A 12,237-nucleotide genomic window follows, 5' to 3' on the forward strand; every position below is an offset into this window, starting at 1 on the left:
CGTGCCGGGTCAGGCGGGCTGGAGGTCCAGAGCGACGACGGGGATGCGGCGCTCGGTCTTGGCCTGGTACTCGGCGAAGCCCGGGGCGACCTCCACCATGCGCGCGTAGAGCCGGTCGCGCTCGTCGCCCTCCACGATCTCCGCCCTGGCCTGGTACGTCTCCGTGCCGATCTCGACCGTGACCGACGGGTTGGCCTCCAGGTTGAGGTACCAGGCGGGGTGGTGGTCGGCGCCCGCGTAGGACGCGACGACGACGATCCGCTCGCCGTCCTTGAGGTACATCACCGGCGAGGTGACCTGCTTGCCGCTCTTCCGGCCCGTGGTGGTCAGCAGCACCAGGTTGCCGCCCTCGAACATGCCGCCGACCTTCCCGCCGTTGGCGCGGAACTCCTCGATCACCTGCTGGTTGAAATCGTTGGCCATGACTGCGCTCCTTGTACCGGAAAAGCCTCCGCTTGAGTGGAGCACAGCCTAAGCGGAGAAAATTCCGGTTACAAGCCGGAGGTATGCTCGCGGCGTGTGCGGACGCGAGCTCCTCCCCGTGGTCGGGCAGCTCCAGCCCGAGCGCGCCGACGCTGCCCGCAACCGCCGGCGGATCATCGACGTGGCCGCCCGGCTCATCGCCGAGCGCGGCGCCCGGCAGCTCTCCCTGGACGAGGTCGCCCGCGAGGCAGGCGTCGGCGTGGGCACCGTCTACCGCCGCTTCGGCGACAGGACCGGGCTGCTGTGGGCGCTCATCGACGAGCAGGAGCGGCGCTTCCAGGCCGCGTTCATGACCGGGCCGCCGCCGATGGGGCCCGGAGCGCCGCCGGCCGCGCGCGTCCGCGCCTTCCTGCGGGCGCTGGTGGACCGGATCGTGGCGCAGCAGGACATGTTCCTGCAGTTGGAGATCGGGCCGGCCAAGGGGCGCTTCAGCGGGCCGTACCGGATCCACCACACGCACCTGGCCACGCTGGTCGCCCAGGCGTGTCCGGACCTCGACGCCGGCTTCCTCGCCGACGCGCTGCTGGCCCCGGCCAACGCCCACCTGATCCGCCTCCAGCTGGACGAGCGGGGCATGTCGGTCGAGGCCGTCAAGTCGGGATTCGACGCGCTGGCCGAAACCCTTCTCCGTGCCGGCCGGTGCCCGCATTCGACGGACGGATAGCGGCGCGCGTCAGCTCGCGCCGGCGGGCGGCTTCGCGGCCCGGGGCTTGCGCGCCCTGGCCGGCTTGGGCGCGTCCGTGACCTCGCCGGGGGAGTCGTTCTCTTCCGGCGACACGGTTTCCTCCGGCGCCACGGTTTCTTCCGGCGACAGGGCGCGGACCGTGAGCCGGTCGTCGGTGAGGCGGACCGTCAGCAGCGCCCCCGGCGAGACGTCCTTGGCCAGGCGCACCACGTCGCCCGAGGGGTGCTGGACGATGGCGTAGCCGCGTTCGAGCGTGGCGGCCGGCGACAGCGCCACGAGGCGGGCCCGCAGGTGCGACAGCGAGTCCTCGGCCCGGTCCAGCGAGCTCGCGAGCGAGCGCCGGGCCCGGTCGCGCAGCGCCTCGGCCTGCTCCGCCCGTCGTTCGAGCTCCCGTACCGGGTCGGCCAGCGACGGCCGCGAGCGGACCGACGTGAGCCACGACATCTCCCGGTCGAGCCAGCCGCCCACCACTCGCCGCCCGCGGTCGCGGAGCTGGCGCACCAGTGTGAGCTGCTCGCCGACGTCCGGCACCACCTTCTTCGCGGCGTCGGTGGGCGTGGAGGCCCGCACGTCGGCCACCAGGTCCAGCAGCGGACTGTCCTGCTCGTGCCCGATCGCGCTCACCACAGGGGTACGGCAGGCGGCCACGGCTCGTACCAGCGTCTCGTCCGAGAACGGCAGCAGGTCCTCCAGCGAGCCGCCCCCACGGGCGATGACGATCACTTCCACCGACGAGTCGGCGTCCAGCTTGCGCAGCGCCTCGGTGACCTCGCCCACCGCGTACGGGCCCTGGACGGCCACCTCCTCGACCTTGAAGCGCACGGCCGGCCAGCGGCGCCGGGAGTTCTCCAGCACGTCGCGCTCGGCCGCCGAGTCACGCCCGCAGATCAGCCCCACCGTGCCCGGCAGGAACGGCAGCCGCCGCTTCCGGTCGGCGTTGAACAGCCCCTCGGCGGCCAGCAACTGGCGCAGCCGCTCCAGCCGGGCCAGCAGCTCGCCCACGCCGACCGGCCTGATCTCCAGCGCGGTGAAGGCGAAGGACCCTCTGTTGACCCAGAAGTCGGGCTTGACGTGGACCACCACGCGGGCGCCGTCGGCCGGGCGCGGCACGGCCGCCTCGTACACGCCACGCGGAGCGGTGACCCGCGCGGACACGTTGGCCACCGGGTCGCGCAGCGTCAGGAACACCGTGCCGCCGCGCGCGCTCAGGTCGGTGATCTGGCCCTCGACCCACACCGTGCCCAGCTTGCCGATCCAGCCGCCCACCATCTGCAGGACGGTGCGGATCGGCAGCGGGGACTCGGGCGAGGTCTTCGTGCTCATGCCGGAAGACTACGGGGCCGTGGCGGCTATTCCCCGTCCTGGAGCTTGGCCAGCCGGTTCTCGAACATCCTGATCACCTCGGGCCGGGCGGCCGTGGCCTGCTCGTACGTCAGCAGACCGATGATCTGCTCGGCCGACTTGCCGCGCATCCTGGCGCGCAGCGAGGCCACGGTCAGGTCCGCGTAGCCGGGGAGCGGCTCGGACGGGGACGCGGCGCCGGGCTCGATGCCGGCCACGGCCTCGGGGGTCGCGGCGGCGGCCTCCGCGAGCGCACCGGCGGGCTCGGCCGCCGGGGCGCTCTTGGCGGCCTTCGGCTTGGCCTGCGCCCGGGGCTTGGCGGTGCGCTTGGCGGCGGCGGGCTTCGCCGCGAGCTCGTCGGACGGCTCGGCGGCGGGCTCGGCTTCGGCCTTCGGCTTGGCGGTGCGCCTGGTCGTGCTCTTCGGCTTCGCCTCGGCCTTGACCTCAGCCTTGGGCTCGGCCACGGTCTCAGCCTCGGCCTTGACCTCAGCCTTGGGCTCGACCTCAGCCTTGGGCTCGACCTCGGGCTTCGCCTCCGCCTCGACCTCAGGCTTGGGCTCGGGCTTGACCTCGGCCTCGGGCTTGACCTCGGGGGACGGCTCGGGCTCGACGCTGACCGGCTTGACGGCCGCGGCGGGCTCCGCGCCCGCGGTGGGCTCGGCCGCGGCGGCCGGCTCAGGCGCGGCGGCGGGCTCCGGGGCGACGGCGGGCTCGGCGGTCGCGCTCTCCGGCCTGGTCACGGTCTCCGGCGCGGCCACGGGCTCGGACGTGACGGGCTCGGACGTGACGGGCTCGGACGTGACGGGCTCGGCCGCGGTGGGGGAGGTGGTGGTCTCGGCGGCCGGCTTGGCCGGGGCGAAGATGACCGGCTCAGGCTTGGCCTTGGCGGCGCCGTCGGCCTTCGCGCCGCCCTTCTCGGTGCCGGCCTTCTCCGTGGTGCCCTTCTCGGTGCCGTTCTTCTCGGCGGCGCTCGAGGGGCGGGGCGCGAAGATGACGGGCTCCTTGCGGGCGGGCCGCTCCTCCTCGGCCGGCGCGGCGACCTCACCGGCGACCGGGGCGCGCGTCTCGGCGTCCTCCTCCTTCTCCCTGGAGCCCAGCCCCTTGATGGAGTTCTTCATCCGGTCCACCAGCAGCAACGCCTGCCCGGCGGCGCTCAACGTGGACTGGACGACGATGAGAGGAAGCTCCTTGGCCTTCTCCTTGTCGGTGACTGTCTTGGCGATGTTGCGTATCACGTCGCTGAGGGACATGACGTCTCCCTGGGAGGTCTGTATCGGAGGGCCAGTGTGGCAAACGGCGAGCGGGCGTGCACGCGCCGTCCTGCCCGTCCTCCACGTAGCATTACCAAGTATGGAGCCCAGTACTTCCCGCAGAGTCCTCGTAGCCAAGCCCCGTGGCTACTGTGCCGGTGTCGATCGGGCCGTGGTGGCGGTCGAGAAGGCTCTGGAGCAGTACGGCGCGCCCGTCTACGTCCGTAAGCAGATCGTCCACAACACCCACGTCGTCAAGACGCTGGAGGCCAAGGGCGCCATCTTCGTCGAGGAGACCGAGCAGGTGCCCGAGGGCGAGATCGTGGTGTTCTCCGCCCACGGCGTCTCCCCGGCCGTCCACGGCGAGGCGAAGGAGCGCGGCCTGCGCACCATCGACGCCACCTGCCCGCTGGTCACCAAGGTGCACAACGAGGCCAAGCGGTTCGCCGCCCAGGACTACGACATCCTGCTGATCGGCCACGAGGGCCACGAGGAGGTGGAGGGCACCTCCGGCGAGGCGCCCGACCACATCCAGCTCGTCGACGGCCTCGACTCGGTGGACAAGGTCCAGGTGAAGGACCCGGCCAAGCTGGTCTGGCTGTCGCAGACCACGCTGTCGGTCGACGAGACCACCGAGACGGTCTCCCGGCTCAAGGAGCGCTTCCCGACGCTGATCGACCCTCCGAGCGACGACATCTGCTACGCCACCCAGAACCGCCAGGTGGCGGTGAAGGAGATCGCCGCCGCCTCCGAGCTGGTCATCGTCGTCGGCTCCGACAACTCCTCCAACTCCAAGCGCCTGGTCGAGGTGGCCAAGGACCACGGCGCCGACGCCGCCTACCTGGTCGACAACGCCTCGCTCATCCGCGACGAGTGGCTGGAGGGCGTCACCACCGTCGGCGTGACGAGCGGTGCCTCGGTGCCCGAAGAGCTGGTGGACGAGGTGCTCGCGCACCTGGCCCGCCACGGCTTCGGCGACGTGGAGCAGGTCGAGTCGGTGCAGGAGAGCATGCGCTTCGCGCTGCCCCACGAGCTTCGCAAGGACCTGCGCGCCTCCTGAGCCCGGCTCCGAGCCCCTCCGTCGAGCCGGTCCCGCGGAGGCCGATCCGTAGGTCGGCCCCGCAAGCCGATCCCGCGGGTCAGTCCTCGGTCTGCGTGCGCGGTGAGCCGTAGACCCGGGGCTCGAAGTAGCCCTCCGGCTCGGGCGCGTACGCCTGCCGGCGGGACGGGCGGGCCGTCTCGGCGCCCGCCCGCAGCTCTTCGCGCAGCTCGCGCACGTTGTCGCGCAGCCCGCGCCGCAGCGCGACCCCGAGGACCACGGCCGAGCCCGCGAACAGCCAGGGCGCGCCCGCCGACAGCGACGTGTACAGCCCGAGGGCGAGCGACTGCGCCAGCGAGGCGGACCCGAGCGCGTGGACCAGCTCGACGACGAGCGTCGCCGCGAAGAACACCAGCGGCGGGGTCACCACCAGCGACAGCAGCTCACGCCGGTTGACCAGCAGCGCGCCGAGCAGGCTGGCGGCCACGAACACCACGCCGACCACGACCGGCAGGTCGAGCTGCCAGGCCACCGCGTAGGCGGCCACGGTGGCGGCCAGGGCGAGCACGATGGCGCCGCGGGCGGTCAGTCTGACGCCCGAACGCCTGCCCTTCTCACTCACTGGCCCCGCCCCCTTACTGCGATCCGTTGGCCAACTTACCGTTGACCGGGGAAATCAGAGACGGGGTTTCCAGCAGTTCGGGTGAGGCTAGGGGCCTCGGCAGCCCCTCCAGCATCGCGGGGGAGTCGAGGTCGCCGTCCACGACGCCCAGATCGTGTAGTTTGCGCGCGCTGACGAGCACCCGGCTCTCAAGGGATCCCACGGTCTTGTTGTACGCCTCGACGGCCCGGGTGAGGGACTTGCCCAAGGTATCGACGTTCCTTCCCAGCGAGGACAGCCGCTCGTACAGCTCCTTGCCCAGCTCGAACACGGCACGGGCGTTGTCGCTGAGCGCGGCCTGCTGCCAGGCGTAGTGCGCGGTGCGCAGCATCGTGATGAGCGTGGTCGGGGTGGCGATGTGCACCCGGCGGGTCATCGCGTACTCCAGCAGCGCGGGGTCGCGCTCCAGCGCGGGGGCGAGGAACGCCTCACCGGGGATGAACAGGACGACGAACTCCGGCGACGGGTTGAACGCCTGCCAGTAGGACTTGGCCGCCAGCCGGTCGACGTGCTCGCGGATGTGCCGGGCGTGAGCGTCGAGGCGTACGGAGGCCAGCGACTCGTCGGACGCCTCGGCGGCCTCCAGGTAGGCGGCCAGCGACACCTTGGAGTCGACGACGATGTTCTTGCCCCCGGCCAGCCGCACCACCATGTCGGGCCGCATCGCGCCCTCGGTGACCTGCTCGTCGAAGTCGCAGTGACGCTGCATGCCGGCGATCTCGGCGACCCGGCGGAGTTGGAGCTCCCCCCACCGGCCGCGCGCCTCCGGACGTTGCAGGGCGCGCACGAGGGCCGTGGTCTGCGAGCGCAGCTCCTGGCTGCTCTGCCGGACGAACTCCATCTGCTTGGCCAGCTCGGCGCGGGCGGCCCGCTGCCCGGCCTCGGTGTCGCGCAGCTGCGCCTCGACGCGGGCGAGCGCGTCCTTCAGCGGCTCGACCAGGTGCTCGACCGCCTGCTTGCGCTGGTCGAGGTCGCCGGACGCCTCGGCGCGCGTGGCGGCGAGCCGCGTCTCGGCCAGCTCCAGGAACCGCAGGTTGTTGACGTCGAGGGCCCGTGAGGACAGGGCCTGGAAGCGCTCGGTGAGCTGCTCCTCGACGTAGGCGAGCTTGTCGGCGGCGGTCCTGGCCCGCGCCTCCGCCTCGGCGATCCGCACCGCCGTTCTCGTACGGGCGACCAGGAAGCCGACGACGAGCCCGAGGGCGAGTCCGATGAGCAGCGAGACGACGTCCACCCACGGATGATGGCAGGATCGTCCGCGCTGATCCGCCAGACACGCTTGCGCGAGCCTTGGCTGTCACGCAGAGTACCCACATGACTACAGGAATGCGTACGGCGGTGTCGCTCGCCGTGGCTGCCGTCGCGGTGGCGGGCGTGGTCGTCCTGGCGGGAACGGCGGTCCGCACGGGCGCGCCCGGCCCCGAGGCGGCCAGGCCGCCTCTCCGGTGGGTGCCGGGCGCCTGTGTCAGCGGCTCGGGTCACGGTTACGTCCTGACGCCGTGCAACGGGGGGCAGTACGAGGTGCTGGCGGTCGCCGCGGATCCGCCCGGCCACGGCGGCTGTCCCGACGACACCGACGACGTCGTGCGGATCGGCGACGGGCGCACGGCCTGCGTCCGTTCCTTCCTCGACCCGCATCTGGGCGCGCCGGGCGCCGGGGGCGGCGTGCTCAGGACCGGCGACTGCGTCACGCTCGACGGCCGCGAGCGGTCCTGCGCGGGACGCGGCTGGTACGGCAGGGCGCTGGCGATCGAGCCGGCGGCCGCCACCTGCCCCTCGGGCACGCTGGACACGGTCGGCACCGGCCCCGTGGCCTGCCTGGGCGCCGGTGGCCAGGTGCTCGACCGCGGCATGTGCGTGGCCCGGCCGCGCGACGACACGGTGAACCGCTCTGCGATCACCCGGGTGGGCTGCCGCTCAGGCGACGCGTGGGCGCGGGTGACCTCGTTCGAGACCAGGCCGGGGAGTTGCCCGAAGGGCTCGCAGCGCTACCTGCGGGCGCCGGGGGCCTACCGTCCGGTGACCTGTCTGCGTCTCGTCAGCGAGTAAACTCGCTGGACGTGAGCGAGCGTAGCGAGGCAACCACCACCAGCAGCGGCCGGGGGCTCGTGCGGCCGGTTAAGGAGCACGCATGAGCCTGTCCATCGGCATCGTCGGCCTGCCCAACGTGGGCAAGTCCACGCTGTTCAACGCGCTGACCAAGACCGGCAACGCGCTGGCCGCCAACTACCCGTTCGCCACCATCGAGCCCAACGTGGGCATCGTCGGCGTGCCCGACGACCGGCTGCCCAAGCTGGCCGAGATCTTCGGCTCGGCCCGCGTGCTGCCCGCCAAGGTGGAGTTCGTCGACATCGCGGGCCTGGTCAAGGGGGCCTCCGAGGGGCAGGGCCGGGGCAACCAGTTCCTCGCCAACATCCGCGACACCGACGCCATCTGCCAGGTGATCCGGGTCTTCAACGACCCCGACGTGACGCACGTCGACGGCGAGATCTCGCCGAAGCGCGACATCGAGACGATCAACACCGAGCTGATCATGGCCGACCTGCAGACGGTCGAGAAGGCCATCCCGCGCCTGCAGAAGGAGGCGCGCAACAACAAGGACAAGAAGGCCTCCCTGGAGGCCGCCGAGGGCGCTCTGAAGGTCCTGGAGACCGGCAAGACCATCTTCGAGAGCGGGCTCGGCGGCGAGGAGCTGCGCGAGCTCCACCTGCTGACGGCCAAGCCGTTCCTGTACGTCTTCAACCTCGACGCCGACGAGCTGACCGACGCCGACCTGCGGGCGCAGCTCTCGGAGCTGGTCGCCCCGGCGGAGGCGGTGTTCCTCGACGCCAAGATCGAGTCGGAGCTGGTGGAGCTCGACGACGAGGAGGCGCTGGAGCTGCTCCAGTCGGTGGGCCAGGAGGAGTCGGGCCTGTCCCAGCTCGCCCGGGTCGGCTTCGAGACGCTCGGTCTGCAGACCTACCTCACGGCCGGGCCCAAGGAGACCAGGGCCTGGACGATCAAGAAGGGCGCCACCGCGCCCGAGGCGGCCGGGGTCATCCACACCGACTTCCAGCGCGGCTTCATCAAGGCCGAGGTCGTCTCGTTCGACGACCTGGTGGAGACCGGCTCGATCGCCAAGGCCCGCTCGCTGGGCAAGGCGCGCATCGAGGGCAAGGACTACGTCATGCGCGACGGCGACGTGGTGGAGTTCCGCTTCAACGTGTGATGGTTCCCTGGGCCTCTGCGGTCGTACGTGATGCGAGGTCCGATTTCCACCGGCGTCCCGCGCCCGGATCGGGGAGAGTCGTCCCGACTCGACTTCGATCCGGGAAAGCTGAGGACCAGCAAGAATGCACACGATCTCCGACCTGAAGGTGCTCTATTTCGGGACCCCGGTGGTGCTGATCGGCTCACGCAACGAGGACGGCTCGCCCAACCTGATGCCGATGTCGTCGGCCTGGTGGCTGGGCGACCACGCCATGCTGGGAGTGGGCAACAGCTCCCAGACCGCGGCCAACCTCGCCCGTGAGCGGGAGTGCGTGCTCAACCTCGTGCCGTCCACCCTCGTGGACGCCGTCGACCGGCTCGCGCTGCTGACCGCGAACCCGGCGATCTCCCCCCGCCGGGTGGAGCAGGGCTATCGGCACGAGCGCGGCAAGTTCGCGGTGGCGGGGCTGACCGAGCAGGCGGCCGACCTGGTGAAGGCGCCGCGGGTGCTGGAGTGCCCGGTGCAGCTCGAATGCGTCGTGGAGGAGGCCCACGCGTTCGGCGGCCCGGACGGGAACGTGACCGCCTTCCAGGTCAGGGTGGTGCGCGCGCACGTGGAGGAGGAGCTGATCATCCCCGGGACGCACTACGTGGACCCGGTCGGGTGGGACCCGCTGATCATGAAGTTCTGCGAGTTCTTCGGCGGCGGTTCCAACCTGCGGCCGTCGCGCCTGGCCGAGGGCTGGCAGATGCCGCACCAGCTGGAACGGGCGGGGAGCGGCACGCTCGGCTGACGGCTCGGCTCCCGGGAGGACTGCGGCTCCTGGAAGGACTCGTGGTCATGGAAAGATGAGACGTCAACCACATGGGGCACCTGCGCGTCGAATCGTCACGGCGTTCACGCTGACTCGGGAGGGCCCTCATGATCCGTCGCATCATCCGGAAACGACGTCCCGCACCCTCGCTCACGGGCATCACCCTTGAGGAGGAGCTCGCCCTGCTCAGGGTGGAGCTCATGTACGGCCTGCGCGTCAACCGCGAGGCGTACCTGCGCAGGAAGGCGGACGAGCGGGAGGAGCTGGCCGCGCGGATGCGCGATCGCGACGCCACCGCCATGCTCGCCGAGCTGCGGGGCACCCTGGAGCGCACGGTGCCCCGCCGCGACCTGCCCGCCCCGGCGGGAGACCACCTGCGCGCCCTGCGCGGCATCTCCTCCCCGGGCGACCACGAGCGGGCCTGAGGCGGCCCGCGTCCACGCGGGGTCCCGCGAGTCGGCCTGAGGCGGCCCGCGTCCACGCGGGTCCCGTGAATCGGTCTGAGGCGGCCCGGTGTGAGGCGCTCGGCGTGTGCGCGGGGAGCGCCGGGAGCCCGCCTGAGCACCCTGGCGTGTACGCGGAGCGCGTAACGCCAGCCTGGTGACCACCTGTCGCTCGGCGGCGGCGGTGACGGTGCCGCACGCCCGTCGGGGCGTGCGGCTGGGTGTCTTATACCAAATGCGCAGGTCGCGACAGTCCCTACGCCCTTTGGACAGGAACCTCTGGCCACCGGGTAATGCGACAGAAGGTGTCTGGCCTGGTCAAAAGCCTATTCCGGACGTTTGCCGCAAGAACCAACACTCCGGCGTGTCATGCGTACTCGGTTTGCCCCCGGGCGGCGATGCCTGCAGCATGGGCGTGGCTTTCCTGGAACAATGGCGGAGACCGGATAGGGTGACTGCTTCACCACGGATGATGGGGATCGGCAACGGACGACACCGCGCCAGCCGGGGGGATTGGCGCGAGCGGAGGCGTGATGGCTCGTAGGTCAACCGTCCAGCACGGTCCTCGGATCGCTGGCGACCCCGAGCTTTCGGCACGCCCGGATCTCGCCGACTACGATCCGCCGCCCTCGCGGCGGCCCCGTCGCGGGCGCTGGTCGGGTGGTGGCGGACGCTGGCTGGTCTGGATGGGCCGCGCCATTCTCTGGGCGCTTATCGTGGTAATCGTGGTCAATGGGGTCCGTGCACCATTTGAGCGATTCACCCAGGAAAACGCCCCTGCTCCGAATGCGGTGACCGAGACCGGCAACGGATTCCCGACCCAGCGTGGCATGGCGTTCGCCGCCCAGTTCGCGGGCGTCTATCTGAATTTCAGTCCCGCCGACGCCACGAGCAGGCAGGGCAAACTCGCCGCGTTCCTGGCCGAGGGCATGGCGCCCCAGCTCGGCTGGGACGGCAACGGCAAGTTCGCCGCCGTCGCCATCCAGCCGTACGACATCCAGGCCAGCGACGCCAGCAACGCCGTCGTCGCGGTCGCCTTCCAGTCGGGCACGCGCAGGATGCTGCTGTCCGTGCCGATCTACTACTCCGGCGACGACGCCGGCGGCAGGTTCGTCGTCTCGGGCAGGCCGGCGATCCTGCCCGCGCCCGCGCCCGCCGACCTTCCGCAGGTCGCCGCGGCCGAGACCGACGACGTCGCGGAGGCCGAGCTCAAGCCCCAGCTGGAGGGCTTCTTCAAGAGCTACGCCTCAGGGGACACCGAGGGGTTGCAGCGTTATCTCGCCGTCGGCACGACCCTGCCGAGCTTCGGTGGGGCGTTCACCTTCGGCGGGTTGCAGGAGCTCGTGGTGCCTGTGGGGGGTGCCACCCGAGAGGTCGAGGCAGTGGTGGTGTGGGTCGTGCCCGGCGCCACACCGACGGCCGAACCCACGGCCGACGCGAGCGCGGCGGCCGGCCGCATCGAGCAGGGCTACCGCCTCACCGTCGAGAAGCAGGGCGACAAGTGGTACGTCAAGGACATCCGCGGCGCCGGTCGGGCCGTTGGATAGACGCACGACCGCGCTGCTGATCGGCACCCCCCGGGAGGACAAGAAGTGATCTTGAAAACCATAGTGCTCAACCTGATCGAGATGACGCCGTCGCCCGCTCCGACCGGCGTCAACACCGAAGGGCTCGCCGACTTCCTGCGAGCCTTCTTCGCCCCGCTTTTCCTCGTCGTCGTGTCGGTGGTCGCGCTGTTCTTCCTCTTCACCCGCGAGATCACCCGGTTCGTACAGTTCCTGATCCTGGCCGTGGCCATCGGCGTGATCTTCTACGTGCCCAACATCATCGAGGTGACGGCCAAGGCGATCGCGGGTGCCCTAGGCATCAAGTAAAGGATTGAGACCGCTCCATGGCGGTCATGAACGAGCGGGTGGAGAGGAGGACCGCGTGGACCTGCCCACGTACACGAATATCTGGCGCATCGAGAAGCGGCTCTACAAGCTGTACGACCTACGGCTGCCGATGCCGCTGCCCATTGTCTGGATAGGCGTGTTCGTCGGAGTGTTCGTGCCGTGGTCGCTCCTGCTGGTGCTCGTCGGCGTCCCCGTGGCGATGCCGTGGCACGTGCTGTTCCTGGTGCCGCCGGGCATCGTCACCTGGCTGTCCACCCGTCCCGTCATCGAGGGCAAGCGCCTGACCGAGCTGCTGGAGTCGCAGCTGCGCTACCTCGGGCGTCACAATGATCTTGATCTGGTCGAGGTACGCGCGGCCCTGGTGGGCGCTGGACTTGGGCGCCCAGTCGTAGTCCTTGCGGGCGGCCAGGTCGATCTCCTTGTCCACGACCTGACCGGC

14 protein-coding genes are annotated in these 12,237 nt (G+C 71.1%); 9 read left to right on the forward strand and 5 right to left on the reverse strand.

Features of this window, described 5'->3' with window-relative positions:
• Positions 1-9: 9 nt before the first annotated feature.
• Entirely contained in the window at positions 10-423 is a 414-nt protein-coding gene (locus MTP10_RS14900) for a nitroreductase family deazaflavin-dependent oxidoreductase (RefSeq protein WP_310709749.1), read from the reverse strand.
• A gap of 94 nt (positions 424-517) precedes the next feature.
• Here MTP10_RS14900 and MTP10_RS14905 point away from each other — a divergent pair, with 94 nt between their 5' ends.
• The gene (locus tag MTP10_RS14905) at positions 518-1,147 is read left to right on the forward strand and encodes a helix-turn-helix domain-containing protein (protein ID WP_310709750.1); all 630 of its coding nucleotides are present in this window, start codon (positions 518-520) and stop codon (positions 1,145-1,147) included.
• A 9-nt stretch (positions 1,148-1,156) separates the two neighbouring features.
• On the opposite strand, the gene xseA is transcribed toward MTP10_RS14905, so the two are convergent.
• On the reverse strand, positions 1,157-2,491 hold the full coding sequence (xseA, locus tag MTP10_RS14910) for an exodeoxyribonuclease VII large subunit (RefSeq protein ID WP_310709751.1): 1,335 nt from the start codon (positions 2,489-2,491) through the stop codon (positions 1,157-1,159).
• Between the two features lie 26 nt (positions 2,492-2,517).
• Positions 2,518-3,759, reverse strand: a complete 1,242-nt coding sequence (locus tag MTP10_RS14915) for a hypothetical protein (protein WP_310709752.1) — start codon at positions 3,757-3,759, stop codon at positions 2,518-2,520.
• Positions 3,760-3,859: 100 nt separating this feature from the next.
• Between MTP10_RS14915 and MTP10_RS14920 the strand changes: the two genes are divergently transcribed.
• Entirely contained in the window at positions 3,860-4,819 is a 960-nt protein-coding gene (locus MTP10_RS14920) for a 4-hydroxy-3-methylbut-2-enyl diphosphate reductase (RefSeq protein ID WP_310709753.1), read from the forward strand.
• 79 nt (positions 4,820-4,898) lie between these two features.
• On the opposite strand, the gene MTP10_RS14925 is transcribed toward MTP10_RS14920, so the two are convergent.
• Entirely contained in the window at positions 4,899-5,420 is a 522-nt protein-coding gene (locus MTP10_RS14925; protein WP_310709754.1) for a DUF6542 domain-containing protein, read from the reverse strand.
• Between the two features lie 13 nt (positions 5,421-5,433).
• Entirely contained in the window at positions 5,434-6,690 is a 1,257-nt protein-coding gene (locus tag MTP10_RS14930) for a DNA recombination protein RmuC (RefSeq protein WP_310709755.1), read from the reverse strand.
• A gap of 80 nt (positions 6,691-6,770) precedes the next feature.
• On the opposite strand from MTP10_RS14930, the gene MTP10_RS14935 reads away from it, so the two are divergent.
• The 7 genes from MTP10_RS14935 to MTP10_RS14965 all read left to right on the forward strand — a co-directional run.
• Positions 6,771-7,505 carry a hypothetical protein gene (locus tag MTP10_RS14935; RefSeq protein ID WP_310709756.1) on the forward strand — a complete coding sequence of 245 codons (735 nt, stop codon included), beginning with the start codon at positions 6,771-6,773 and terminating at the stop codon, positions 7,503-7,505.
• 82 nt (positions 7,506-7,587) lie between these two features.
• Positions 7,588-8,664 (forward strand): redox-regulated ATPase YchF, encoded by a 1,077-nt coding sequence (ychF, locus tag MTP10_RS14940; protein WP_310709757.1) that lies wholly within the window; start codon positions 7,588-7,590, stop codon positions 8,662-8,664.
• Between the two features lie 124 nt (positions 8,665-8,788).
• Positions 8,789-9,439 (forward strand): flavin reductase family protein, encoded by a 651-nt coding sequence (locus MTP10_RS14945; RefSeq protein ID WP_310709758.1) that lies wholly within the window; start codon positions 8,789-8,791, stop codon positions 9,437-9,439.
• Positions 9,440-9,567: 128 nt separating this feature from the next.
• Entirely contained in the window at positions 9,568-9,885 is a 318-nt protein-coding gene (locus MTP10_RS14950) for a hypothetical protein (protein ID WP_310709759.1), read from the forward strand.
• A gap of 848 nt (positions 9,886-10,733) precedes the next feature.
• Positions 10,734-11,450, forward strand: coding sequence for a conjugal transfer protein (locus MTP10_RS14955; protein WP_310709760.1), 717 nt, complete (start codon positions 10,734-10,736; stop codon positions 11,448-11,450).
• An 81-nt stretch (positions 11,451-11,531) separates the two neighbouring features.
• Positions 11,532-11,777, forward strand: a complete 246-nt coding sequence (locus MTP10_RS14960) for a hypothetical protein (protein WP_205303807.1) — start codon at positions 11,532-11,534, stop codon at positions 11,775-11,777.
• Between the two features lie 55 nt (positions 11,778-11,832).
• Positions 11,833-12,237: conjugal transfer protein (locus MTP10_RS14965; RefSeq protein WP_310709761.1), on the forward strand; the 405-nt coding region annotated here is incomplete at its 3' end.

The organism is Nonomuraea sp. 3-1Str, assembly GCF_031570565.1.
Classification (GTDB): domain Bacteria; phylum Actinomycetota; class Actinomycetes; order Streptosporangiales; family Streptosporangiaceae; genus Nonomuraea.

What these genes read in the sequence shown, in the direction of transcription:
- MTP10_RS14900 (WP_310709749.1), bottom strand. Translation starts at nt 423, where the DNA reads ATGGCCAACGATTTCAACCAGCAGGTGATCGAGGAGTTCCGCGCCAAC.
- MTP10_RS14915 (WP_310709752.1), bottom strand. Translation starts at nt 3,759, where the DNA reads ATGTCCCTCAGCGACGTGATACGCAACATCGCCAAGACAGTCACCGAC.
- MTP10_RS14945 (WP_310709758.1), top strand. Translation starts at nt 8,789, where the DNA reads ATGCACACGATCTCCGACCTGAAGGTGCTCTATTTCGGGACCCCGGTG.
- xseA (WP_310709751.1), bottom strand. Translation starts at nt 2,491, where the DNA reads ATGAGCACGAAGACCTCGCCCGAGTCCCCGCTGCCGATCCGCACCGTC.
- MTP10_RS14960 (WP_205303807.1), top strand. Translation starts at nt 11,532, where the DNA reads ATGACGCCGTCGCCCGCTCCGACCGGCGTCAACACCGAAGGGCTCGCC.
- MTP10_RS14950 (WP_310709759.1), top strand. Translation starts at nt 9,568, where the DNA reads ATGATCCGTCGCATCATCCGGAAACGACGTCCCGCACCCTCGCTCACG.
- MTP10_RS14920 (WP_310709753.1), top strand. Translation starts at nt 3,860, where the DNA reads ATGGAGCCCAGTACTTCCCGCAGAGTCCTCGTAGCCAAGCCCCGTGGC.
- MTP10_RS14935 (WP_310709756.1), top strand. Translation starts at nt 6,771, where the DNA reads ATGACTACAGGAATGCGTACGGCGGTGTCGCTCGCCGTGGCTGCCGTC.
- ychF (WP_310709757.1), top strand. Translation starts at nt 7,588, where the DNA reads ATGAGCCTGTCCATCGGCATCGTCGGCCTGCCCAACGTGGGCAAGTCC.
- MTP10_RS14955 (WP_310709760.1), top strand. Translation starts at nt 10,734, where the DNA reads ATGGCGTTCGCCGCCCAGTTCGCGGGCGTCTATCTGAATTTCAGTCCC.